Annotated in this window: 17 protein-coding genes and 2 pseudogenes; 8 read left to right on the forward strand and 11 right to left on the reverse strand. The window is 74.9% G+C overall.

Features of this window, described 5'->3' with window-relative positions:
- The first annotated feature begins 50 nt into the window (after positions 1–50).
- Positions 51–929, forward strand: coding sequence for a S9 family peptidase (locus CO540_RS05045; protein ID WP_099161115.1), 879 nt, complete (start codon positions 51–53; stop codon positions 927–929).
- Positions 930–939: 10 nt separating this feature from the next.
- Here the strand turns inward: CO540_RS05045 and CO540_RS05050 are convergent, their stop codons facing one another.
- Complete coding sequence (locus CO540_RS05050) at positions 940–1,515, reverse strand: TetR/AcrR family transcriptional regulator (RefSeq protein WP_099161116.1); 576 nt, start codon at positions 1,513–1,515, stop codon at positions 940–942.
- 148 nt (positions 1,516–1,663) lie between these two features.
- On the opposite strand from CO540_RS05050, the gene CO540_RS05055 reads away from it, so the two are divergent.
- Entirely contained in the window at positions 1,664–2,683 is a 1,020-nt protein-coding gene (locus CO540_RS05055) for an aldo/keto reductase (RefSeq protein WP_099161117.1), read from the forward strand.
- A gap of 25 nt (positions 2,684–2,708) precedes the next feature.
- Positions 2,709–3,126, forward strand: a pseudogene (locus tag CO540_RS05060) (ASCH domain-containing protein).
- Positions 3,127–3,132: 6 nt separating this feature from the next.
- Here CO540_RS05060 and CO540_RS05065 read toward each other — a convergent pair.
- Positions 3,133–4,074: an inositol-3-phosphate synthase gene (locus CO540_RS05065; protein ID WP_099161118.1), complete on the reverse strand. Its 942-nt coding sequence runs from the start codon at positions 4,072–4,074 to the stop codon at positions 3,133–3,135.
- A gap of 61 nt (positions 4,075–4,135) precedes the next feature.
- Here CO540_RS05065 and CO540_RS05070 point away from each other — a divergent pair.
- Positions 4,136–4,264: pseudogene (locus tag CO540_RS05070) on the forward strand (DNA-binding response regulator); the annotation flags it as partial.
- A gap of 10 nt (positions 4,265–4,274) precedes the next feature.
- Here CO540_RS05070 and CO540_RS05075 read toward each other — a convergent pair.
- Positions 4,275–5,321: a hypothetical protein gene (locus tag CO540_RS05075; RefSeq protein WP_157779054.1), complete on the reverse strand. Its 1,047-nt coding sequence runs from the start codon at positions 5,319–5,321 to the stop codon at positions 4,275–4,277.
- A 176-nt stretch (positions 5,322–5,497) separates the two neighbouring features.
- Entirely contained in the window at positions 5,498–6,625 is a 1,128-nt protein-coding gene (locus CO540_RS05080; RefSeq protein ID WP_099161120.1) for a CaiB/BaiF CoA-transferase family protein, read from the reverse strand.
- Between the two features lie 168 nt (positions 6,626–6,793).
- Between CO540_RS05080 and CO540_RS05085 the strand changes: the two genes are divergently transcribed.
- Positions 6,794–7,630 (forward strand): glycosyltransferase family 8 protein, encoded by an 837-nt coding sequence (locus tag CO540_RS05085; RefSeq protein ID WP_157779055.1) that lies wholly within the window; start codon positions 6,794–6,796, stop codon positions 7,628–7,630.
- A 69-nt stretch (positions 7,631–7,699) separates the two neighbouring features.
- Here the strand turns inward: CO540_RS05085 and CO540_RS05090 are convergent, their stop codons facing one another.
- From CO540_RS05090 to CO540_RS05105, 4 genes are all read right to left on the reverse strand, one after another.
- Positions 7,700–8,074, reverse strand: coding sequence for a VOC family protein (locus tag CO540_RS05090; protein WP_099161122.1), 375 nt, complete (start codon positions 8,072–8,074; stop codon positions 7,700–7,702).
- A gap of 18 nt (positions 8,075–8,092) precedes the next feature.
- Positions 8,093–8,326, reverse strand: coding sequence for a DUF5988 family protein (locus CO540_RS05095; protein WP_253866477.1), 234 nt, complete (start codon positions 8,324–8,326; stop codon positions 8,093–8,095).
- 240 nt (positions 8,327–8,566) lie between these two features.
- Entirely contained in the window at positions 8,567–9,307 is a 741-nt protein-coding gene (locus tag CO540_RS05100) for an ABC transporter permease (protein ID WP_091574810.1), read from the reverse strand.
- Positions 9,304–10,236 carry an ABC transporter ATP-binding protein gene (locus CO540_RS05105; RefSeq protein ID WP_099161124.1) on the reverse strand — a complete coding sequence of 311 codons (933 nt, stop codon included), beginning with the start codon at positions 10,234–10,236 and terminating at the stop codon, positions 9,304–9,306. The genes CO540_RS05100 and CO540_RS05105 overlap by 4 nt, the downstream gene beginning before the upstream one ends.
- Before the next feature lie 334 nt (positions 10,237–10,570).
- On the opposite strand from CO540_RS05105, the gene CO540_RS05110 reads away from it, so the two are divergent.
- On the forward strand, positions 10,571–11,980 hold the full coding sequence (locus CO540_RS05110) for an acyl-CoA synthetase (RefSeq protein WP_099161125.1): 1,410 nt from the start codon (positions 10,571–10,573) through the stop codon (positions 11,978–11,980).
- Positions 11,981–11,989: 9 nt separating this feature from the next.
- Here CO540_RS05110 and CO540_RS05115 read toward each other — a convergent pair whose 3' ends face one another.
- Both CO540_RS05115 and CO540_RS05120 read right to left on the reverse strand, forming a co-directional pair.
- Positions 11,990–12,652 (reverse strand): 4'-phosphopantetheinyl transferase, encoded by a 663-nt coding sequence (locus tag CO540_RS05115; protein ID WP_099161126.1) that lies wholly within the window; start codon positions 12,650–12,652, stop codon positions 11,990–11,992.
- Positions 12,653–12,702: 50 nt separating this feature from the next.
- On the reverse strand, positions 12,703–14,088 hold the full coding sequence (locus tag CO540_RS05120) for an AMP-binding protein (protein WP_099161127.1): 1,386 nt from the start codon (positions 14,086–14,088) through the stop codon (positions 12,703–12,705).
- A gap of 1,223 nt (positions 14,089–15,311) precedes the next feature.
- Between CO540_RS05120 and CO540_RS05125 the strand changes: the two genes are divergently transcribed.
- Entirely contained in the window at positions 15,312–18,068 is a 2,757-nt protein-coding gene (locus CO540_RS05125) for a LuxR family transcriptional regulator (protein ID WP_099161128.1), read from the forward strand.
- Between the two features lie 476 nt (positions 18,069–18,544).
- Positions 18,545–21,355, forward strand: coding sequence for a LuxR family transcriptional regulator (locus CO540_RS05130; RefSeq protein ID WP_099161129.1), 2,811 nt, complete (start codon positions 18,545–18,547; stop codon positions 21,353–21,355).
- Positions 21,356–21,444: 89 nt separating this feature from the next.
- Here the strand turns inward: CO540_RS05130 and CO540_RS05135 are convergent, their stop codons facing one another.
- Positions 21,445–22,800, reverse strand: coding sequence for a glycosyltransferase (locus tag CO540_RS05135; RefSeq protein WP_099161130.1), 1,356 nt, complete (start codon positions 22,798–22,800; stop codon positions 21,445–21,447).
- Positions 22,801–22,805: the final 5 nt, after the last annotated feature.

The raw sequence follows: 22,805 nt of genomic DNA on the forward strand, positions 1-22,805 counted from the left end.
CCGGCGGCACGGGGCGGCCGGGACCGGCGCGGCGTGGTTGACTGCCCGGCATGGAGGCGACCGTCGGAGCTCTCGGCCTGCCGGCCGTGCTCGACCTGCCGGCCGGGCCGGTCCGGGGCGGCCTGGTGGTGCTGCACGGCTCGCACGCCGACCAGCGGTCCTATTTCCTCTACGCGCACCTGGCCCGGCTGCTGCCCCCGGCCGGCGTCGCGGTGCTGCGCTACGACCGCCGCCCCCGCGTCGACGGGCACGACGTGCCGCTGGCCGACCAGGCCGAGGACGCGGCGGCCGCCCTGGCGGAGGTGCGCCGGCACGTCGGGGCGGTCCCGGTCGGCATCTGGGGGTTCAGCCAGGGCGCGTGGGCGGCGGCGGTGACCGCCACCCGAGACCCGGTGGACTTCCTGGTCCTGGTCGGGTGCAGCGGGGTCAGCCCGGCCGCGCAGATGCGCTACGGCACCGCCGAGCAGTTGCGCCGGCACGGCTACGGCCCGGCCGACGTGGCCGAGCTGACCCGGCTGCGCGAGGTCGCCGAGGGCTTCCTGCGCGGCGACGTGCCCCGGCCGGTGGCGCAGGCGGAGCTGGACGACGCCGTGCGACGACCCTGGTTCCCGCTGGCGTTCCTGCCCGACGAGCTGCCCGGGACGCCCGGCACATGGGCCGACATGGACTTCGACCCGGCCCCGGTCCTCGCCCGGCTGACCTGCCCGGTGCTGCTCTGCTATGGCCAGACCGACGCGTGGACCCCGATCGAGGCGAGCATCGCGGTGTGGCGACGGGAGGCCCGAGACGCGGAGCTGACCGTGGCCCGGCTGGCCGGCTGTGACCACGCGCCCACCCTGGGCGGGGGCGACGACCCGGGCAGCGTGAGCCCGCAGTACGAGGCGGTCCTGCTCGACTGGCTCGACCGGCGGCTGTCACCGGCCGGCTGAGCCCGACGGCTCACTCGCGGACCCGCAGCCCGTCCAGGAGCAGGCCGACCACCCGGCGCGCGTCGTAGCGGGGGTCGCTGTCCGCGCCGACGCACAGGTTCCCGACCGCGCGGAGCAGCTGGTAGGCGTTCACGTCCGCGCGGATCTCGCCGGCCGTCGCGGCGGCGTCGAGCAGGCCGGCGCAGACGGGCACCAGCCGGTCGACGAAGTAGGTGTGCAACGCCTCGAACTGGGCGCTGTCGGCGCGCAGCGCGCCGGCCAGGCCGTGCTTGGTGACCAGCAGGTCGACGAACCGGTCGATCCACCCGGTCAGCGCGGCGTGCGGGCTCTGCGCCTCGGCGAGGCAGGTCGGCCCGGCCTCGGCGCACGCCTCGACCTGGTGCCGGTAGACCGCCACGACCAGGTCGGCCCGGGTCGGGAAGTGCCGGTAGACGGTGCCGACGCCGACGCCGGCCGCGGCGGCGATGTCACGGACCGGGGCCTCGACGCCGGACGCGACGAAGACCGCGGCGGCGGCGTCGAGCAGGGCCTGCTCGTTGCGGCGGGCGTCGGACCGCCGTCGGGCCTGGCCGGTGGTGTCGGTCACACCGTCCGTCCTCTCCTCGGGGTTGGCAAAGCGGAACAGCGTTCCGTATCGTTACCGGAGCAACGTTCCGCCTAGCCATGATGCCAGGCGGGAGGCCGAACCACCCAGGCAGGGCCACGAACCACCGTGGCCGCCGGAAGGGAACACCATGCAGTACCGCACCCTCGGCCGCACCGGCGTGCAGGTCAGCACGCTCGCGCTCGGCACCATGAACATCGGCCCGATCGGGGGCACCACGCAGGCGGAGGCCGACGCGCTGGTCGGCGCCGCGCTCGACGCCGGCGTCAACCTCGTCGACACCGCCGACGTCTACGGCAACGGACTCTCCGAGGAGATGGTCGGGCGGGCCTTCGCCGGACGGCGCGACGACGTGGTGCTGGCGACCAAGGCGGCCCTGCCGATGGGCGAGGACCGCAACCGCCGCGGCGGCTCCCGGCGCTGGCTGATCACCGCGCTGGAGGACAGCCTGCGCCGGCTCGGCGTCGACCACGTTGACCTCTACCAGATCCACCGCTGGGACCCGAGCACCGACGACGAGGAGACCCTGTCGGCGCTGACCGACCTGCGTCAGGCCGGCAAGATCCGCTACTTCGGCACCTCCACCTATCCGGCGCACCGCCTGGTCGAGGCGCAGTGGACGGCCCGCGAGCACCACCTCGGCCGGTACGTCACCGAGCAGCCCAGCTACTCGATCCTGCAACGCGGGATCGAGGCGCACGTCCTGCCGGTGACCCAGCGGTACGGGCTCGGCGTGCTGGTCTGGAGCCCGCTGGCCTCCGGTTGGCTCTCCGGCGCGATCCGGGCCGACCGGGAGATCGCCACCCACCGGTCCACGTTCATGCCGCAGCGCTTCGACCCCGCAGTCCCGGCCAACCGGGCCCGGATGGACGCCGTGGAACGGCTGGCCACGGTCGCCGACGAGGCGGGCCTCACGCTGATCCAGCTCGCCCTCGGCTTCGTCACCGCGCACCCGGCGGTGACCGGCGCGCTCATCGGTCCCCGGACGACCGAGCACCTGCGCGCGCAACTGGCCGCCGCGGACACCGTGCTCAGTCCCGACGTGCTCGACGCGATCGACGCGATCGTCGCCCCCGGCGTCGACCTGGCGCCGCACGAGAAGAACGACACCCCGCCGGCCCTGCTCGACCCGGCGCTGCGCCGCCGCTGACGTCGCGCCCGGCTACGCTGCCGCCGTGGACGACGCGCTGCCCCCGTACGAGTTCGCCCTTCCCGGGCCCGCTGCGCGACCGGCTGGTCGCCGCGGTGCTCGACGGGAGCAAGACCAGCACCACCGGGCTGCTCCAGGACTACGAGATCGAGGGCGAGCCGCTGCCGTCGCCCGGCTCCCGGCACGCGGTGGTCGACTCCGCCGGCCGGCCGGTGGCCGTGATCGAACTGGTCGAGGTCCGCGTCGCCCGACTCGGCGACGTGGACCTCGACCACGCCCGCGCCGAGGGTGAGGGGTACCTGTCGGTCGCGCAGTGGCGGGCCGGGCACGAGGCGTACTGGCACGGCACCGACTATCGGGGCTGGCTCGGCGACCCCGGGTTCACCGTGGACGACGACACGCCGGCCGTGCTGGAGCGGTTCCGGTTGGTCGAGCCGCGGTGACACGACTCAGATCGGCGTTCCGGGCGGGGACTTGAGCAGTGACGCGGCCTCCGCGAGCTGACCGCCGCGGCCCGAGCGCCGGGCGGCCGCCGCCATCCGGACCAGGTCGATGTTCACCCCGGCGGCCCCGCTGGGATCGTCCACCGTCAGCCGCACGTCCAGACTGACCGCCGTCTCCCCCCAGCCCCGCGCCTCGAGGTTGAGATGCGCGACCTTCCGGGAGCCGAGGTGCGGCAGGTAACCCAGCGGCGCCATCTCCACCCGGTCGGAACCCAACGCGTTGAGCTTCGACTGCTCTTTGGTGTTCGCGTTCTGCACCAGGTTGCGGAAGTCCTCCGTGCCACCGAGGTTGACCTGGTAGGAGCTGACCAGGGTGAGCCCGCGCTCCGCCAGCAGCCGCAGCAGCGCGGCGTGCACCACGGAGGTGCCGAACTGACTGGCCAGGTCGTCACCGACCAGGGGCAGGCCGGCGGCGGCGAAACGGTCGAGCAGCTCGGGATCACGGGCGACGGGGTCGGAGGTGGTGTTGACGAACGCCACCCCCGCCCGCAGGGCCGCCTCGGCGTAGGCGCGGGCGGTGCCCGGCCGGCCGCTCGGCGCCGAGTAGAGCAGGACCTCGGCGCCGCCCAACGCCCCGGCCACCCGCTCGACCTCCGTCGCGTCGACGAGACCCCGTTGGACCCGGACGCCGGACGGCGGGAGTTCCGCGTCGAGGCGGGGAAAGTTGTTGGGCGGCGCGAAGATCGCCTCGTGCAGGTCCGTGCCCACCCGCGCCTCGGACATCGCGAACGCCGCGACGATCCCGACGTCCCCCACCCCGAAGCCGGCGACCTCAGGACGGTGGACACCGACCAGGCGGCCGGTCACGCGGTGCAGGTTGATGCCCTGCACGAGGGCCGAGGTGTTGTTCCCGACACCGACCACGGCGACCGTCACCCGTTCACTCATCTCGTGAGGCTACCCGGCGCGGCGGGACGGTGTGGGACCGTCGTCGCGCGGTCAACCATGGCTGAACGTGACCGTCGGCACCGTCAAGACGCACATCGGACGCCTGCTGGACAAGCGCACCGCACGGGACCGCGCCCAACTGGTCATCACCGCGTACGAGACGGGTCTGGTGACGCCGGAACGCCGGTGAGCGGACGGGTTCAGTCCGGCGGCAGGTGGGTGGCGACGTCGGCGCGGCCCCGGGCGCGCGCCTGCGGGTCGGGGCGCGGCGACGCCCACCACGGCCCCGGGTCACGGGCGACGACCAGGTCCTTGTCGCCGACGGCCCGCACCGACCACCGGTCCGCCGGCCACGACAACCCCCACGACCGGGGCACCAGTTGCGCGCCGAACACGTCGAGGACACCCCGCTCCTCGAACGTCCGCTCGTCGACGGCGGTCGGCAGCGTGCCGGGCCGGTCCTCCGGCCGGTGCCACGGCCCACCCAGGTCGAGCAGGCCCCGGGCGCGGCGCGCGAAGCCGTACCGGGACCAGGGAGCCCCGACCTCCAGGGCCTGGACGATCCGCGCGGTCGCGTCGGTCACGTCCGGCCCGAGGTGGTCGGCGGCGCCGACCGCGAACACCAGATGGCCGGTCTCCGGCACGAACCTGACCAGGCGGAACCGCCCGCCGTCGGCCACCAGGATCTGGGCGGGATGCCGCGGCGACACGGCCAGGCCGGCCGGCACCAGATCGAGGACGAGGTCGGCGGTGGCCCGGGACCAGGGAACCGCGCCGATACTCACCTCCACCGTGGACCAGTCGGTCACGGCGAGCCAGGACAGCGCGGCCGTTAGGCCCTCGCGCAGCCCGCGTTCCGGGGCGGGATCGACGGCGAGCCGACACTGCACGATGTCGGCGTGCCACCAGAAGGCCGGCGGTGGCGCGTCCGGGACGGGACAGGGCAGGAGGGCGCCTGCGACGCCCCGGCGGCCCAGCTCGGCGGCGATCGGTTCGAGCCGGGGGCGCAGCTCCGCGCCGTCGACGGCGCCGAGGCAGACGCCGTCCGGCGTCGGCACGACCTCGTCGATGTCCGCCGGGTCCTCCACCCCCTCCGGCGGGGCGAGGAGGGAGCGGTCCACCACCTCGCGGACCACCGGCAGCAACGCCGTCACCGGTCCCGCGTCGGCGAGCAGGATCGTGATCCCCGGACCCTCCCGGTCGTCGTCGTACCAGCGGTCCCAGACCGCCTGGTCGATCACCGTCACGGCCGCGTCCACCCCGCGCCCGGTCGGACCACCGGGCCCGGGTGCGCGAACCGGACGGCATGCGGGGCGGCCGGGCCGGCATCGACGGACATGACGCGAGCGTAGTCGGTCCGGCACCCGGCGTGCCGCCCCGACGGCCGGCCGGAGGCCCACGGCCGGAACCTGGGCGTCACCGGTCAGTCGCCGGACAGCCAGGCGCGCAGCTCCGCGCCGTGCGCGTCCAACCCGGGTGGTGGCAGGTGGTAGCGGGGCGGGGTGTCGGACAGGCCGATCGGGTGGCGGATCCCCGGCACCCCGCCGACCGTCACCACCGGGTCCAGCCCGAGCTCTTCGGCCAGCGCCACCCCCTCGGCGACCGAGTTGATCGGGCTGCACGGCACGCCCGCCGCGCGCAGCTCGCCGAACCAGTGCGCGCTGCCCCGCCGGGACAGCGCCGCCACCAGCAACGGGCGCAGCTCGTCGCGGTGCGCGGTGCGGTCGGCGTTGCCCCGGAACCGCGGGTCCGTCGCCAGCTCCGGCACGCCGAGGACCCGGCAGAGGGTACGGAACTGGCCGTCGTTGGCGGCGATCACCACCAGCTCGCCGTCGGCGGTGGGCAGCGGCTCGTACGGCACGATGCTCGGGTGCGCGTTGCCCATACGGTGCGGCACCACTCCCCCGGCGACGTGCGCGCTCGCGTGGTTGACCAGCCCGGACAGCGCCGAGGAGAGCAGGTCCACGGTGACGTGCTGCCCGCGTCCGGTCGACTCCCGGTGGCGCAGCGCGGCCAGGATCCCGAGGGCCGCGTGCAGCCCGGTGATCACGTCGAGGACCGCGACGCCGGCCTTGACCGGCGGGCCGTCGGCGGCGCCGGTGAGGCTCATCAGCCCGGCGGCGGCCTGCGCCATGAGGTCGTACCCGGGCAGGTCGGCGCCCCCGGCGGCGCCGAAGCCGCTGATCGAGGCGTAGACCAGGCGGGCGTTGCGCGCGGTGGCCGTGTCGTGGTCGAGGCCGAAGCGGCGCAGCGCGCCGGGGCGGAAGTTCTGGATCAGCACGTCGGCCCGGTCGGCCAGGCGGTGCGCCAGCACCAGGTCGTCGGGGTCGGTCAGGTCGAGGACCACCGAGCGCTTGTTGCGGTTGACCGCGAGGTAGTAGGTGGAGACGTCGTCGCGCAGCGGCGGACGCCAGTTCCGGGTGTCGTCGCCGTGCGGCGACTCCACCTTGACCACGTCCGCGCCGAGGTCGGCCAGGAGCATGGTCGCGTACGGGCCGGCCAGGATCCGGGAGAAGTCGGCGACGAGCACCCCGTGCAACGGACCCGGCATGCCGTCTCCCTTCTCGCCGGCCCACGATGGCACACCGGAAAGTGAGGGGCGAATTCAGGGGTTGCCTTTCGCACCCCCTGAGGACATTGACGTTCCTTGCCGGGCCGTCAATTCCGCAGTTACGTTCTCGAAAGTCGCGCTCACGCATCGACGCGAAGGAGAGCACGCGTGGACCTCACCCTGACCTTTGACAACGCGTACGCGGCGCACGCCGCGGTCGTGATGTCGACCGTCGCCGAGTCGAACCCGGGCGAGGAGCTCCGGTACTGGCTGGTCGCCGCCGACGACGTGCCGGCCGGCGCCCGGGCCACCCTCACCCGGATCGCCGGTCCACACGCGACGGTGGAGTTCCTGCGGGTGGACGCGTCCCGGGTGAACCTGTCCAAGGGCAGCGACCCGCTGATGGCGTACCTGTCCCCGGCGATGTACCTGCGGCTGCTGGTCCCCGCGGAGCTGCCGGCCGACGTGGGGCGGGTGCTCTACCTGGACTGCGACACGCTCTGCGTGAACAGCCTGAAGCCGCTGTTCGAGGTGGACATGGGCGGCGTGCCGCTCGGCGGGGTACGCGACCCGTTCAACCGCCGGCTGCTGGACATGGGCGGGATCCCCGGCCTGGCCGGGTACGACCATCTCGACCCGCACGGGCACTACTTCAACTCCGGCGTGCTGCTGATCGACGTGCGACGGTGGAAGGAGTGCGAGGTGACCGAGGTGTCGCTGGACTACCTGCGCCGGCACGCGCACGAGTCCCGCTACCCGGACCAGGACGCGCTCAACTTCGCCGTGTTCGACAACTGGCTGCGCCTGCCGCACCGGTGGAACGACCTGATGGCGTGGCGGCGGGAGCCGGAGTTCGGCGGCAAGCTGAGCGACTCGGCGGTCCTGCACATGGCCGGTCCGGTCAAGCCCTGGCAGCCCGGCTTCCCGAAGGGCGCGCGGCGGGACCTCTACTGGCAGCACCGTCGGCGCAGCGGTGGCGGCCTGGGCTCGACGCTGCGCCGCTGAGCGGGTCGGCCGCACGCGACGGCCCCGCCACCTCGTCGGTGGCGGGGCCGTCCGGTCGTCGTCGGGCGCCTATCCGGGGTTCGCCCCGGGCACCGCCCAGCGCAGGCCGGCCGGGTCCCGGAACACCACGCCCGCCGGCGGGCCGCCGTTGGCCGGCTCCAGCGTCGCGCCGGCGGCCAACGCCCGCTGCACGAGCAGGTGCGGGTCGGCCGGGGTGAGCGGCAGCGGGCCGCCCGCCCCGCCCGGGTCGACCGGCGGGTCACCCCACTCGCTCACCGTCAGTCGGTGCCCGTCGACCACCAGTTCGGCGTGCAGGACGCGGCCGTCCAGCAGACACTCCCGCTGCACCGGCACGGCCTCGAAGACCTCCGCGTAGAACGCGGTCACCGTGGCCACGTCGGTCACCGTCAGGTGCGCACCGTTGCGCGGATCCCCGACGCCCATCGCGCTACCGCCTCTCGTTCACTCCGCGATACGGGTACGGCCGGTCCACCGGAACACCGCGGGCGTGCCGTCCACGGCGCCGCCGGGATCCCGCTCGAAGTGCTCGTAGCCCCCGTAGTGCCGTACCTTGATCTTGGATTCCACCGGGGACACCCGGTGGCTGCGCAGCTCGGCCGGCAGCGTCGCCGGCCCGCCCTCCAGCACCGCCTCGACGATGCCGCTCGCCTCGGCGCCTATCTGACGGGCCGTCACCGACCCTCCGGCGGGATCGGAAGAAGCTGTCATGACACGACCTCCGTCGCTCGTCGTTCCGCCTCGCCATGCGCGCGCCGCAATTGCCGCGCGCATTCTCCGAGCGGACCGTCGCCGTTTTCGACGTACGCCGGGAATTGGCGATCCGACAGTTCCGGAGACGATCCCTCGAGTCAGAACGTAATCCAGCTCACACTTCCGAAGAACCCTTAGCCACCCCCTAGCGGAGCGGCGGCGGCCCTATTCCCAGCGGAACAGGCGGGTGGCGAGCAGACAGCCCACGACGGCGGTGCCGGCCAGCACGAGCAGCTGCGACACGGCGGGGGTCTGCCCCGCCCACGCGGCGGAGATGGTGTCCACGGTGGCGCCCAGCGGTGAGTACTCGCCGATGCGGGCCAGCACCGTGGGCATCTGGTCGCGGGGCAGCCAGGCCCCGGCCAGGAAGAGCAGCGGGAAGAACAGCGTCGGCCCGATCGACTGCGCGGCCCGCGCCGACGGGGCGAGCGCCGCGATGAGCAGGCCGATCGCGAACAGGCAGGCGACCCCGAGCAGGAACGCCAGCACGAAGCCGGGCACGTTGGCCGGCGCCGGCTGGTCCAGCAGCAGGCGGACGCCGAGCGCGGTGACCACCGCGCCGGCCACACCCATGACCAGGTTGACCACCACCTGCGCGACGAGTAGCAGCGCCGGGCTGACCGGCGTGGTGGCCAGCCGACGCAGCACCTTGCGCTCGCGGTAGATGCCCAACGCCATCGGCAGCGTGAACAGCGCGAGCATTCCGATGGTCAGGGACAGCGCGATGGACGGCAGGAACGTCAGCTCGCCGTGCTGCCCGGTGGCCGCCGCCGGCTGCGCCCCGCGCTGCGGCAGCCCGAAGACCAGCATCAGGCCCAGCGGCAGCGCGAAGACGAAGAACAGCGAGACCGGCTCGCGCAGGAACAGCTTGGCCTCGACGGCGACGAGCTTGGACAGGGCGTTCACGATGACCTTCCGTCGAGCGCCGGCGGGGCGCCGGCGTGACCGGTGAGGGAGACGAAGGCGTCGTCCAGGGTGGGCTGGTCGACCCGCAGACCGGCGTAGCGGATCTTCCGCTCGGCCAGCGCCGACAACACGGCCTGGAGGACCTCCTCGGGACCGGTGACGGTGACCTCGTCGCCGTCCCGGCGCACCGAGGTGACCTCGGGCAGGGCGGCGAGCACCGCGTCGTCGAGCCGGTCGACCGGGCGGAAGTGCACCCGGGTCTCGCCGTCCACCCGCGACATCAGACCGGACGGCGTGTCGATGGCGACCACCCGGCCAGCGTCGATGACCGCGAGCCGGTCGCACAGCCGCTCGGCCTCGGCCATGAAGTGGGTGACCAGCACGACCGTCACGCCCCGGTCACGGATCCGCTCGACCAGGTCCCAGGTGTCCCGCCGGCCCTTCGGGTCCAGCCCGGTGGTCAGCTCGTCGAGAATGGCGATCTCGGGTCGGCCGACCAGCGCCAGCGCCACCGAGAGGCGTTGCTTCTGGCCGCCGGAGAGCTTGTGGAACGCCGTGTCGCGCTGCTCGGCCAGCCCCAGGTCGGCCAGCAGCTCGTCGATGTCGGCCCGGTTGCGGTAGAAGGACCGGTAGAGGTCCAGCGCCTCGCGTACGCGCAGCTTGTCGGGGAGCTGGCTCTCCTGCAACTGGGCGCCGACCCGCTGGCGCACCTCGGTGCGGTCCCGGACCGGGTCGAGGCCGAGCACCCGCACCGTGCCGCGGTCGGCGCGGCGCAGGCCCTGCACGCACTCCACGGTGGTGGTCTTCCCGGCGCCGTTGCGGCCGAGCACCCCGAAGATCTCGCCCTGCTCCACGGTGAACGAGACGTCGTCGACGGCCACCGTGTCGCCGTATCTCTTGTGCAGGTGCTCGACCTCGATGACCGGCATCTGGCGGGGTCCTCCGTCGCGTGCGGGGTGCCGCCGGGCCCTTGAGGTGTCGCGGCGTCGGGTGCGGGAACGGGCCGGCCCGCACGGCGGGTCGACGCCGCCCATCATCCGGGCAACCGAGGCGTGGTTCAACCCATCGGTCGATGAATCGGGGGTGTCGGGCGCCCACCAGGGGTGTCGTCCGGTCACCCGGCGTGTCGGGCGGCGGGCGGCCGGCGGCGACGTGACGCTAGGGGTGGTCCGCTCCCGGGCGGGCCGGTTACGGTCGGGCGTCCGGAGGACGGCGCCGGCCGTACCGGGACCGGCGCGCCGACCGCGCGCGAGAGGGGCGTCCGTGCCGCTGCTGAGCTGGCTCGCCGGGACCACCGACGAGCGTCCGGACGCGGTCCGCGTCGACGACCGTTCACTGTCCTGGGTGGAGCTGCGTCGGGCGGCCGCCGCGGTCGCCGACGACCTGCGCGGCGCCGGCCGGGTGGCGGTGCCGGCCACGGCCAGCCTGGAGACCGTGGTCGGCGTGGTCGGCGGGCTGCTGGCCGGCGCGGCGGTGGTGCCGGTGCCGCCGGACGCCGGGCCGGTGGAGCGGGACCACATCCTGCGCGACTCCGGCGCCGAGGTGCTGCTGACTCCGCCGGACGCGCCCCCCGTCGACGGCGCGACCGCGCCGCCGCCGGTGCCGGTCGACCTGCGACGGCGCTCCGACACCCGGCACACCGAGCCGGACCCGGCGGCCACCGCGCTGATCCTCTACACCAGCGGCACCACCGGCGCGCCGAAGGGCGCCGTGCTGTCCCGCCGCGCGGTGGCCGCCTGCCTGGACGGGCTCGCCGACGCCTGGGCGTGGACGCCGGACGACCTGCTGGCGCACGGCCTGCCACTGTTCCACGTGCACGGGCTGGTGCTCGGCGTGCTGGGGCCGCTGCGCATCGGCAGCCGCCTGCACCACGTCGGGCGGCCCCGCCCCGACCGGTACGCGGCGGCGGCCGGATCGCTCTGCTTCGGCGTACCCACGATCTGGTCGCGGATCGCGGCGCAGCCCGCGGCGGCCCGGGCCCTGCGCGGCGCCCGGCTGCTGGTGTCGGGCAGCGCCGCGCTGCCCGAGCCGGTCTTCGCCGCCCTCGCCGGGTTGACCGGGCATCGGCCGGTGGAGCGGTACGGGATGACCGAGACGCTGATCACCGTGAGCGCCCGGGCGGACGGGCCCCGGCGGCCGGGCACGGTGGGCGTGCCGCTGCCGGGCGTGCGCACCCGGGTGGTCGACGAGCACGGCGACCCGCTGCCGGCCGACGGCGCGGCGATGGGCGAACTCCAGGTACACGGCGACACCCTCTTCGACGGCTACCTGCGCCGGCCGGACGCCGACGCGGCCAGCCGCACCCCGGACGGCTGGTTCCGCACCGGCGACGTGGCCACCGTCGGCCCCGACGGGTGGCACCGGATCGTCGGCCGGGCCGCCACCGACCTGATCAAGAGCGGCGGGTACCGGATCGGCGCGGGCGAGGTGGAGGACGCGTTGCTCGCCCACCCGGGGGTACGCGAGGCGGCGGTGGTCGGCACGCCCCACCCGGACCTGGGTCAGCAGGTCACCGCGTACGTGGTCGGTGACGGGCTGGGCGAGGCGGAGCTGATCGACTTCGTGGCACGGCAGCTGTCCGCGCACAAGCGTCCCCGGCAGGTACGGCTGGTCGACGCGCTGCCCCGCAACGCCATGGGCAAGGTGCAGAAGAGCCGGCTCGCGCGGGAGTGAGGGGCCGGGTCAGGCGCCCGACGCCGGCACCGTGACGGCGGTGAGCACCAGCCCCCGGTCGACCAGGAACCGGCCGTCGAACGCGGTCAGCTCCGTGCCGCCGACCCGTGGACCGGGCACGAGCAGTCGGGCGGTGAACGTCCCGTCCGCGTCGACGGCGATATCCGCCTCGGCGAAGTCCAGGAAGCGCCCGGTCAGCGGGAACCAGGCCTTGTAGACGGACTCCTTCGCGCTGAACAGCAGGCGGTCCCAGCAGACCTCGGGGCGCGCGGCGCGCAGCGCGGCGGTCCGGGCGCGTTCGGCGGGCCGGGCCACCGCGTCCAGCACCCCCTCCGGCAGCGGCGCGTGCGGCTCGGCGTCCACTCCCAGGCTGCCGACCGCCCCGGCCCGGGCCAGGGCGGCGCCCCGGTAGCCGTCGCAGTGGGTCATGCTGCCGACGACGCCGGCCGGCCAACCGGGCGCGCCCCGGGCGCCGGGCAGGATCGCCGCCGGCGGCACGCCGAGTCGGGCCAGTGCCCGGCGGGCGCAGTGCCGGACCGTGGTGAACTCCTGGCGGCGCTTCGGCACCGCGTCGGCGACGACCGGCTCCTCGTCCGGGTGCGGGCGCAGCCCGGCGGGGTCGCTGAAGCACTCCTCCACCACCACGGCCGGCGGCAGGATCCGTTCGATCACGCCAGCAGGCTAGGCGGCCGGGGTCGGCACGGCCCGCCCGTGGCCCGTCGTTAGGGGTCGGGTACGGGGGCGGGACCGCTGCGGCGGATGAGCAACGACTTGCGCACCCGCCCCAGCGCGCTGCGCGGGAGCTCGTCGACGAAGTGGACCCGGCGCGGGCGGGCCGCCGCCGACAGCAGCCGGCCGACGTGGTCGATGAGCGCCTGCGCGGTCAACCCGGCCGCCGCCACGACGTACGCGACGACCTGTTCCCCGCGGGTGCGGTGCGGGGCGCCGACCACCGCCACGTCGTACACCCCGGGGTGGGTGAGCAGCACCTCCTCGACCTGGCGGGCGGCCACCCGCCGGTCACCGCAGCGGACCACGTCGGCGCCGCCGCGGCCGAGGACGCGGTGCCCGCCGGCCGGGTCCACGGTGGCCAGGTCCCCGGTGGGGTGCCAGCCGCCGGCGGGCGGCGGGGAGCCGGGCCGGTCGAGGTAGCCGCTGAAGAGCGTGGGGCTCCGGATGCTCAGCTCGCCCACCGAGTCGCCGTCGGCGGGCACCGGCCGGCCGTCGCGGCTGAGCACCCGGGTCTGCACCCCGGGCAGCGGGCGGCCGGCGGCGCCGGCCGGGCCGGTGAGCACGACCAGGGTCTCCGTGGTGCCGTATCCCTCCACGGGACGGTGCGAGGTGAGCAGCCGCAGCCGCTCCCCCACGGCCGGGGCGAGCGGCGCGTCGCCGGAGACGAGCATGCGCGCTGCGGACAGCGTCCGGGCCCGGGACACGTCCCGGGCGATGTGCGCCCACTGCCGGGGCACCGCGAGGTAGATGGTGCCGGTCGGGCCGGCCGCGGCGTGCCGGTCCAGGTGGACGAAGCGGCTGCCCACCCGCAGCGCGCCCAACAGGCCGACGACCAGCCCGTACGCGCGGAACAGCGGCGCGCCCTGGACCAGGACGTCCTCGGCGCTCCACCGCCAGGCGGCGGCGAGCAGGTCGAGGTCGGCCGCGATGGCCCGGTGGGAGATGCGGACGCCGCGGGAGGGCCCGCTCACGCCTCCGGTGTAGAGGATCACCGCGTCGCTGGCCGGGCCCGGCTCGGGGTGCGTGGCCCAGGACCGCTTCCGCAGGTCCACCGGGACCACCGGCAGTTCACCGCCGACGGCGCCGCCGAGCAGCACGTCGGCGCGGGACTCCCGCAGGATCCGGCGGCGTTCGTCGGCGTCGGCGCCGGGCGGCAGCGGTACCAGCGGCACGCCGGCCTGCACCGCGCCCACCATCGACACCATGGACTCCAGGCTGGGCCGGGCCTCGACGGCCACCGCGCGGGCGCCCCGGATCCGGTCGGCGACCGCGTTCGCGCAGCCGAGCAGGTCCTCGGCGGAGAGGGTCCGGCCGGCGACCCGGAGCGCGTCGGAGCGGTCCGCCCCGGACCCCCGCAGCCCGGGCAGGAGCGTCATCCGACCTGACCCCGGTGTCTCGGTGGTGGTTGGCAGATCACGCACGAACCCTTCACGTCCCGGACGCGCACGGCCCGTGGCCGCTCTCCCCGTCGGTGCGGCGGATTGCGTCCGCCGACCACGGCGGACAGTCCGAAATTAGGCGTACGGCTGGCGGCAGACAACCCCTACCACCGCCTCGGGCACCCGTCCCGGCCGGCCGCGACCGGGGGGGCGGACCGGCAGGTGGGAAGGCGGACGACCACATCGGATGAAATCGATTCGCATTGATTGCCAACGGCGTCGCCGGCTCCGAAATCGGAGATGCCGAATCGTGCGTCGGCACTGCCGGCACCTCGGCCACGCACCGGCAATTGCGATTCCGGGTTCCATTCTTGCGCAGTTTGCGATCCGCCGGACTGCGTTTCGCCCGACCGGCCGTACGGCGAATTTCTTCTTTAACAACAAGTTGCGCCAAAGGGCTTCCAGACGGACTGAAACGGGCAAGTGGGACGAGGGTCGGAAACTGGCCGGGCACCGCCGGGAATCGCCCCGGGAAGCGTCGGAGCGGGCAATCCGCCAATGCGGCCGCCGCGGCGACGCCCACCCCACCCTCCCGCCGGGCGGCGGCACCCCGACAGCGGCGCCGCCCGAGCCGCCCGGGCCCGCCCGGCTCGCCCAGCCGTCCCTCCGATGTCCTCCACCAGGCCCGAGTGAGCAGGGAGAACGCTCTCCCCGCCGGGTGGGCGCGCCCGGGCCCACGCTGTCGCGCCGTCGCCGCCACCCGGCGCCACACCCCCACTCCCCCCATTGCCGGCAAGCGCGGAAAACGTCACCAACCGGCCGGCGGCACCGTCGAGGTCACGTTCCGGATTAGTCGGATGACTTTCCGCTGTCAGGGGCGCCCACCCGCACCCCGCCGGGCGAGGCCATGTTTGCTCATCCTTTACATCCTTCGACTTGCCGCCCAATTGCCGGGCTGACATACTCCACTCCATGAATCGGGATCGATAGAGGCGGCCCGCGTCGTTCCGCCCCGAATTGCGACACCGCAGGTGGCGGCGGATTCTCGGCGCACGAGACCAGGCACGACGTTCGATGAAATCCCCGCGCCGTGCCACCGTTGTCGGTATTCGCCGATTGGAATGGGTCAAGGATTTGTGGGTCTCTGACTGTAACGGGTGTCACCGGAGACCACGGCGGGCGGCCCGCCCGCAGGCCGGGGCCGGGCGGAGGCCCACCCGATGACGATGGCCGAACGGGACCGGCAGTTCGACGTCCTGACCGATCGGCTCGCCGATCTGCACCGCGCCGACGGCCCCGCCGACACCTCGGATGTGATCACCGTGGTCACCGGGCCGGTGGGCGTCGGCAAGACCGCCCTCCTGCAGTCCCTCGCCCGCCGGTGCGCCGAGACCGGGGTCGCCTACCTCGGCGCCAGCGCCTCGCGCAGCGAGCGGACGGTGCCGCTGGAGGTGATCCGCCAGCTCGTGCGGCGGGCCACGTGGGACGAGACCGACCGGGAGCGGGTGGGCCGATTGCTCGACCGCGCGGTGCTGCGGTGGAGCGAGACGAGCGACGAGGAGGCGCTCGCCCCGCTCACCGCCGCCATCGGCGGCGAACTGCTGGACCTCGCCACCCGAACCCCCACGCTGATCGCCGTCGACGACGTCCAGCACGCCGACGTGCCGTCCCTGCGCTGCCTGGACCACCTGGCCCGACGGGTCACCGGCCTGCCCGTGCTGATCGTGCTGACCGAGGCACCGCGTACCCGGGCGTGGCACCCCACCGCGTACGCCGAACTGCTCCAGCCCGCCCGGCTGCACCGGATCCGGCTGCCCCTGCTCTCCGCGGACGGGACGTTCCGGATCCTGGCCGAGCGGCTCGGGGTGCCGGTGGCGCGGCGCGTCGCCGACGAGGCGTACCGGATCAGCGGCGGCAACCCGCTGCTGGTGCACGCCCTGGCCGACGACCACCCGGCCGGCGCCGACGCCCCGGTTCCCGGCGAGGCGTTCCGGGAGGCGGTGCTGAGCTGCCTCTACCGCTGCGAACTCCTGGTGCTGAAGACCGCCCGGGTGCTCGCGGTGACCGAGGAGCCGCTGCACGGCCCGCTCCTGCCCCACCTGCTCGACCTGCCCACCGAGCCGAACCTGTCCGCGGTCGACCCGTCCACCAGCGCCGGCCTCGTCACCGCCGACGGGCTCCGGCACCCGACGGTGCGCCGGGCGGTGCTCGACGGCATGACCGTGGAGGAACGGGCCCGCCTGCACCGGGCCGCCGCGCAGCTGCTGCACGACGACGGCGCCCCGCCGACACGGGTGGCGCCGCACCTGCTCACCACCGACGAGCTGACCGAGCCGTGGATGGCCCAGACCCTGCTCGACGCCGGCGAACAAACACTGACCGACGGCGACGTGGACACCGCCCGGCGGTACCTGCGTCGGGCCAACCGGGACTGCCCCGACGAGTGCCTGCGCGCGCGGATCCGCTCCGCCCTGGCCCGGGCCGAGTGGCGTCTGGACCCCCAGGCCGCCGTCCCGCACCTGCACGGCGTCGCCACCGCGGTCCGCGCCGGGCACCTGGGCAGCCGGCAGGCCGCCGGCCCGATCCAGTACCTGCTCTGGCACGGTCAGCCCGACCGGGCCGTGGAGCTCATCCACCACCTCGGCGAACGCGCCGACAGCCTCGACACCCACACGGCCGTGGACCTCATGATCATGCGCGGGTGGATGGCGACCCTCTACCCGGGGGCGCCGGTCGACGCCCCCGCCTGGCCGGTCCCGACCCGGGACCCGCTCGCGCTGGCCCGGGTCCGGCACCGGCTGCGCGGCGTCCTGCTGCTCCGCACGGTGCTGGAGCGCGGCGACCTCGACGCCCTGGAGGACGCCGAACGCACCCTCGCCACGCTCAGCCTGGACGACGAACCGAGCATGTGGAGCGCCGTCTGCGCGGTGATCGCCATGATCTACGCCGACCGGCTGGACCTGGCCGACGAGTGGTGCGACCGGCTGGACCGGATCGCCTCCGCCCGCCGGCACCGCACACCGCGGGCCCTGCTCACCGCGGTCGCCGCCACGGTGGCCGGTCGGCGCGGCGACCTGCACCGGGCGCGCGAGTTGGCCGACTCGGCGCTCAACCGGTTGTCGCCGAAGGGCTGGGGAGTCGCGATCGGCGCCCCCCTGGCCGTTCGACTCTGGACGCTGACCCGCCTCGAGGAGTGGGAGGAGGCGGCAGCCTGCCTGCGTACACCGGTGCCGCCGGCGCTGTTCGAGACGCCGTTCGGGCTGCACTACCTGCACGCCCGCGGGCTGCACGCGATCGCCGCCGGCAGTCCCGAGGCGGCCCTGGCCGACTTCCAGCTGTGCGGGCAGTTGATGACGTCGTGGCGGCTCGACCTCGCGCCGCTGGTCCCCTGGCGCACCGAGTCGGCCCGGGCACTGCTGCAACTGGGCCGCCGGCAGCAGGCCGAGAAGCTGGTGCGGGAGGAACTGGACCGGCTCCGACCGACCGACCTGCGGTGGCGGGGCATCGCGCTCCGGGTGCTCGGCACCGCGTCCGAGGGGCCGGACCGGATCCGGTACCTGCGTGGCGCCGTGCGGCTGCTGCGCCAGTGCGGCGCCCGGGTGGAGTTGGCGCACGCCCTCGGCGACCTCGGCCAGGCCCAGCAGCAGGCCGGAGACCTGCGCCAGGCGCGCAGCACCTCGCGGGCCGCGCGGGACCTCGCCGAGGATTGCGGGATCCCCGCGCTGCGCCCGGCGGTCGCGGCCGTCCGGACCGCCGCGGCCGACCCGGACGCCGACACCGGGCTGCTGCTCACCGGGCTCAGCGACGCCGAGTCACGGGTGGCCGCGCTGGCCGCGCAGGGGCACACCAACCGGGAGATCGCGGAACGGATGTTCCTCACCGTCAGCGCCATCGAGCAGCGGCTGACCCGGATCTACCGCAAGCTCGACGTCCACTCCCGCAGCGAGCTGGCCGCCCGCCTCCGCTTCGACCGCTGACCCGGTCGGCCGCCCGTTTCGGTCCGGCCTGCCCGACCGTCCGACCCGGACGGCCGTTCGGCATGCGTGGCCGGGCCATGGTGTGATCGGATGTCCTCGATCGGCGTCACCGGTTGTCCATCGTGGCGAAACCTGCTCGACACCCGGCCGGCTGACGTCCCCCTTCCGGTCAGGGACGCAACCCCTACCCGCCCGTCGGCACCGCAGGTTTACCGAAGAAACGGTGGGGTCCCGGACCCGTTGTCGCACGCCAGGGGCGGTGCCAGACTCGCCAGCAACCGGATCACGCGTCCGACGACGCGCTCCGGTGGGGAGGATTTCCAGGTCCACCCGGCCGGCGGCCCGGTGCGCCTCACCCCTGTCCCGCTCCATCGACAGGTGTGGTGAGGGGGCCGCCGACGGCACCGGGTGGAACGGCGCGTCGGCGACGGTGACCCCGTCGCGGCGTCCGCGGACGAGAAGGGCTGACAGGACACGTGCTGGTACAGCGAGAAGAACAGCTCGACCTGCTGCGCGACACCTTCCGGAACTGCGATCGGCAGCGGAGGGGGCACGTCTCACTCGTCACCGGCGCGGTGGGCAGCGGCAAGACGAGCGTGCTGGAGTCGTTCGGCGACTGGGCGGCCACCGCCGGGGGCCGGGTGCTGAGCGCGGCCGCGTCCCGGGCCGAACAGGAGCTGCACCTGGGGGTGCTCGGCCAACTCCTGCAGGGGGCGCGGCTCGCCCCCGAGACAGGTGTGCGGGTGGAACGCCTGCTGCGCGACGCCCCGCCGGCGCCCGGGCACGACGGTCCGGACGGGCCCGTCGACGCCGACCGGATCTCCGCGCCCGTGCTGCACGGCCTGTTCAGCACACTGCTCGACCTCGCCGAGGCGGGACCGCTCGTGCTCACCGTCGACGACGTCCACCACGCCGACCCGGCGTCGCTGCACTGCCTGCTCTACGTCGCCCGCCGGCTGCGACACACCCCGATCATGGTGGTGCTGGCCGAGGCCCGGACGCTGCGACCACCGCACCCGCACTTCCGGGCCGAGCTGTTCAGCCAGCCGCACTTCACCCGGATCTCCCTTCCGCCGTTGACCGTCGAGGCGATCACGCGGCTGGTCGACGACGGGGTGGAGCCGGCCGCGCGGGAGACCGCCGAGCGGTGCCTGCGGATGACCGGCGGGAACCCGCTGCTCACCCGGGCGCTGATCGAGGAGCGGCCCCGGGCCGAGGCGGGTGAGGAACCACCGTCGGATCCGACCCTCGGCGACGTGTTCGACCAGGCCGTGCTCGGCTGCCTGTACCGGCACGAACCGGGGGTACGCCGGGTCGCGCAGGCGATGGCGGTGCTGGACCGGCCGGGCCCGGCGGATCTGCTCGGCCACCTGCTCGACGTGGTGCCCGAGTCGGTCAGCCCGATGGTCCGGGTGCTGCGCACCACCGGCCTGCTGGACGAGGACCGGTTGCGCCACCCCCGGATCCGGCGCTCCATCCTGGCCGACATGTCCGTCGACGAGCGGCGTGAGCTGCACCAGCGGGCGGCCGAGGTGCTGCACGAGCACGGCGTCGAGCCGTACGCCGTGGCCGAGCACCTCGTCGCCGCGGGCTGGGCGGAGGCCGGCTGGACGGTGCCGGTGCTGCACGACGCCGCCGCCCAGGCCCTCGCGGTCGGTCGGCCCGACGTCGCCGCCGGCTGCCTGCGCCTCGTCGGGCGGGCCGACGTGGACGACGAGCAGCGGGTCGCCACCACCGCGATGGTGGTCCGCGCCCGGTGGCAGATCAACCCGTTGACCGTGAGCGGCCAGCTCGACCAGCTCGTCGGCGCCGCCCGGGCCGACGGCTGGCCCGCGGGCGCCGCCCTGTCCACCGTGCCCTACCTGCTGTGGCAGGGGCGGGTCGAGGAAGCCGACGAGGCGATCACCGGGTGCGGCGGGGACGACGAGCAGGCCCACGCGGCCACCGCGAGCCGTCGTCGGGCGATGCACCTGCTGCTGGGGCTCTCCCACCCGGACCACCTGACCGCCGTGCGGGAGGCGGCCGGCGCGCCCCGAGCGTCCCTGCTGGCCGGCGGCTCGTCGCCGGTGCAGGCGCTGTCCCTGCTCGGCGCGGCGCTGACCCCGACCGGCGACCACGACCCGGTCGCCGGCGCCGAGCAGGTGCTGCACCGCCACCACGGCGAGGACGGCATGCTCCCGTTGCTGACCGCACCGTTGCTGGCGCTGCTCTGGGCCGGCCGGGCGGACCGGGTCGCCGCCTGGTCGGCCGCGCTGCTGGACCGGCCGGCCGTGCGGCACGCCCCGCTCTGGCGGGCGGTGCTGCGCGCCCTGCGCGCCGAGGCAGCGCTGCGCCTGGGTGACCTGACCGTCGCCGAGCAGCAGGCCCGCGCCGCCCTGGACGACCTGCCGCCGGCCGCGTGGGGCGTCGCCCTCACCGGTCCGCTCGCCACGCTCGTCGCCTGCGCCACCGAGTCCGGGCGGCACGCCGAGGCCGAACGGTGGCTGGCGCAGAGCCTGCCCGCCGGCGCCTTCCGCACGCCGCTCGGCCTGCACTACCTGGCCGCGCGGGCACGCCACCACCTGGCGCTCGGCCGGGCCCACGCGGCCACCGCCGACCTGCGCCGCTGCGGCGAGCTGATGCGGGCCTGGGGCGTCGACGTGGCCGGTCTGGTGCCCTGGCGGCTGGAGCTGGCCCGGGTGCAACTGGCCGTGGGCAACAAGGCGCACGCCACCCAACTGCTGCAGGAACAGCTGCGGGTGCCGCACGGGGTGGACGACCGCACCCGGGGTCGTACGCTGCGGCTGCTCGCCGGCACCACCGCGCCGGACCACCGCCGCAAGCTGCTCTCCGAGGCGGTGAACCTGTTGCAGGGCTGCGGCGACCGGCTGGAGCTGGTCCGCGCGCTCGGCGACACCGGGCAGACGCTGCAACGGGCGGGCGACTCGGCGCAGGCCCGACTGCTGGTCCGCCGGGCGTACCAGCTGGCCCAGGACTGCGGCGCGTCGGTGCTGGCCCAGCGACTGGTCCGGCGCGAGCCCGGCGGCGTGCCGGCCGGGCCGCCGGCCGAGACGCCGGAGCCGGAGGACGGGCTGAGCGAGGCCGAACGCCGGGTGGCGGCGCTGGCCGCGCAGGGCCACACCAACCGGCAGATCTCCAGCAAGCTGTTCATCACGGTGAGCACCGTGGAACAGCACCTGACCCGGGTCTACCGCAAGCTCGACGTCAAGCGCCGTTCCGACCTACCGGCCCGGCTGGTGGCGTTCGCGGAGCCGCTGGGCGAGGAGATCCAGCCCGCGGCCTCCTGAAACCTGTCACAAGGAAGGGCCCCTTCTTAACACCCGGGTGTTAAGAAGGGGCCCTTCCTCTACCGAATGCGTTGAGAGGGGGCCCTTCCTTACAAGCTCAGCACGAGGTCGGCGGCGGCGGTCACGCCGCCCGCCCGGCGCAGGCAGTCGCGCCACCGCGCCGCCCGATCGCGGAAGGACGGGTCGGACAGCAGCCGGCCCAGCTTGTCCACGACGTCGTCGACGTCGAGCGGGTCCTCGTGCTCGACCGCCAGCGCGATCCCGGCGTCGACCACCCGCACCGCGCCGTCGTAGCAGTCGAACCAGAACGGCATCACCAGCTGCGGCACGCCGAACCAGGCCGCCTCGTGGATCGCGTTGGCGGCGGCGTGGTTGAAGAACACCCGCACGTGCGGGTGCGCCAGCACCTCCACCTGCGACGGCAGCCACGACTCGACGCGCAGGTTGGCGGGCAGCTCGCCGGCCGGGGGCAGCAGCGGGTGCCGGGCGGCGGGCAGTTTCCACAGCACCTGGTGCTCGGGGCCGAGGCGGGCGGCCACCTCGACCAGCGCGGCCACCTGGGCGGCGGTCGGACGCATGATCGTGCCGAAGCCGACGTAGACGACGGACTCGTGCGCGTCGAGCCAGGCGCGCAGCTCGGCGCCGTCCGCGCTGGGCACGATGTCCCGGGGGACCATCGAGCCCACCGTGCGCAGGTTCGCCGGCGCCGTGTCGAACGGGTACTCCAGGCCGAACACGGTGTAGGCCAGCAGCGCCCGGGCCGTCTCGGCGTACTGCGAGGGACGCAGCTCGGCGTTGCGGATCCCGGCCTCGGTCCGCCGCCGCGCGGCGGCGGTGCTGCGGGCGAGCCGCTCCGGTTCGGTGAGCGTGGCCAGCAACGCGGCCCGGTAGCTGTCGTTCGCCGCCCGTTGGCTCGGGTTCATCGCCAGCGGCAGCCCGGACAACGACATCGGGTACGACGGCGGCAGGCTGTCCTGGAGGAAGTTCGACGGCGGCACCGTGACGCTGATGACGTAGGGCACGCCCCGGGTGGTGGCCGCGTCCATGCCGAACGAGGCGAACGAGTCCACCACCGCCAAGGCCGGGCGCACCTCGTCGACGACCGCCAGGCACCGCTCGTACAGCTCGTGCAGGTGGTCGAAGTCGGTCGAGGCGTCGACGTAGCTGGCGAAGTTCACCACCCGCGAGCCGGTGGACATCCGGCGGTGCGTCTCGTCGTCCCAGTGCTCCGGGCGGACCTCCACCCGGGGCGGCCCGAGGGAGACGAAACGCAGGTCGCCGTCGCCGGGCAGGGCCTCGATCTCGGCCCGCCGCTCGTCGGTGCAGGCGAACCGGACCGGCCGCACGGCCCGGCGCTTCAGCTCGCCGGCCAGGGTGAGCAGCGGGTTGAACAACCCCGCGCTGCCGGAGCTGACCAGCAGCAGCGGTCCGTCGTCGGGGGTCATCGCGG

This window comes from Micromonospora sp. WMMA2032, from assembly GCF_002688545.1.
In the GTDB taxonomy this organism is placed as follows: domain Bacteria; phylum Actinomycetota; class Actinomycetes; order Mycobacteriales; family Micromonosporaceae; genus Micromonospora; species Micromonospora sediminicola.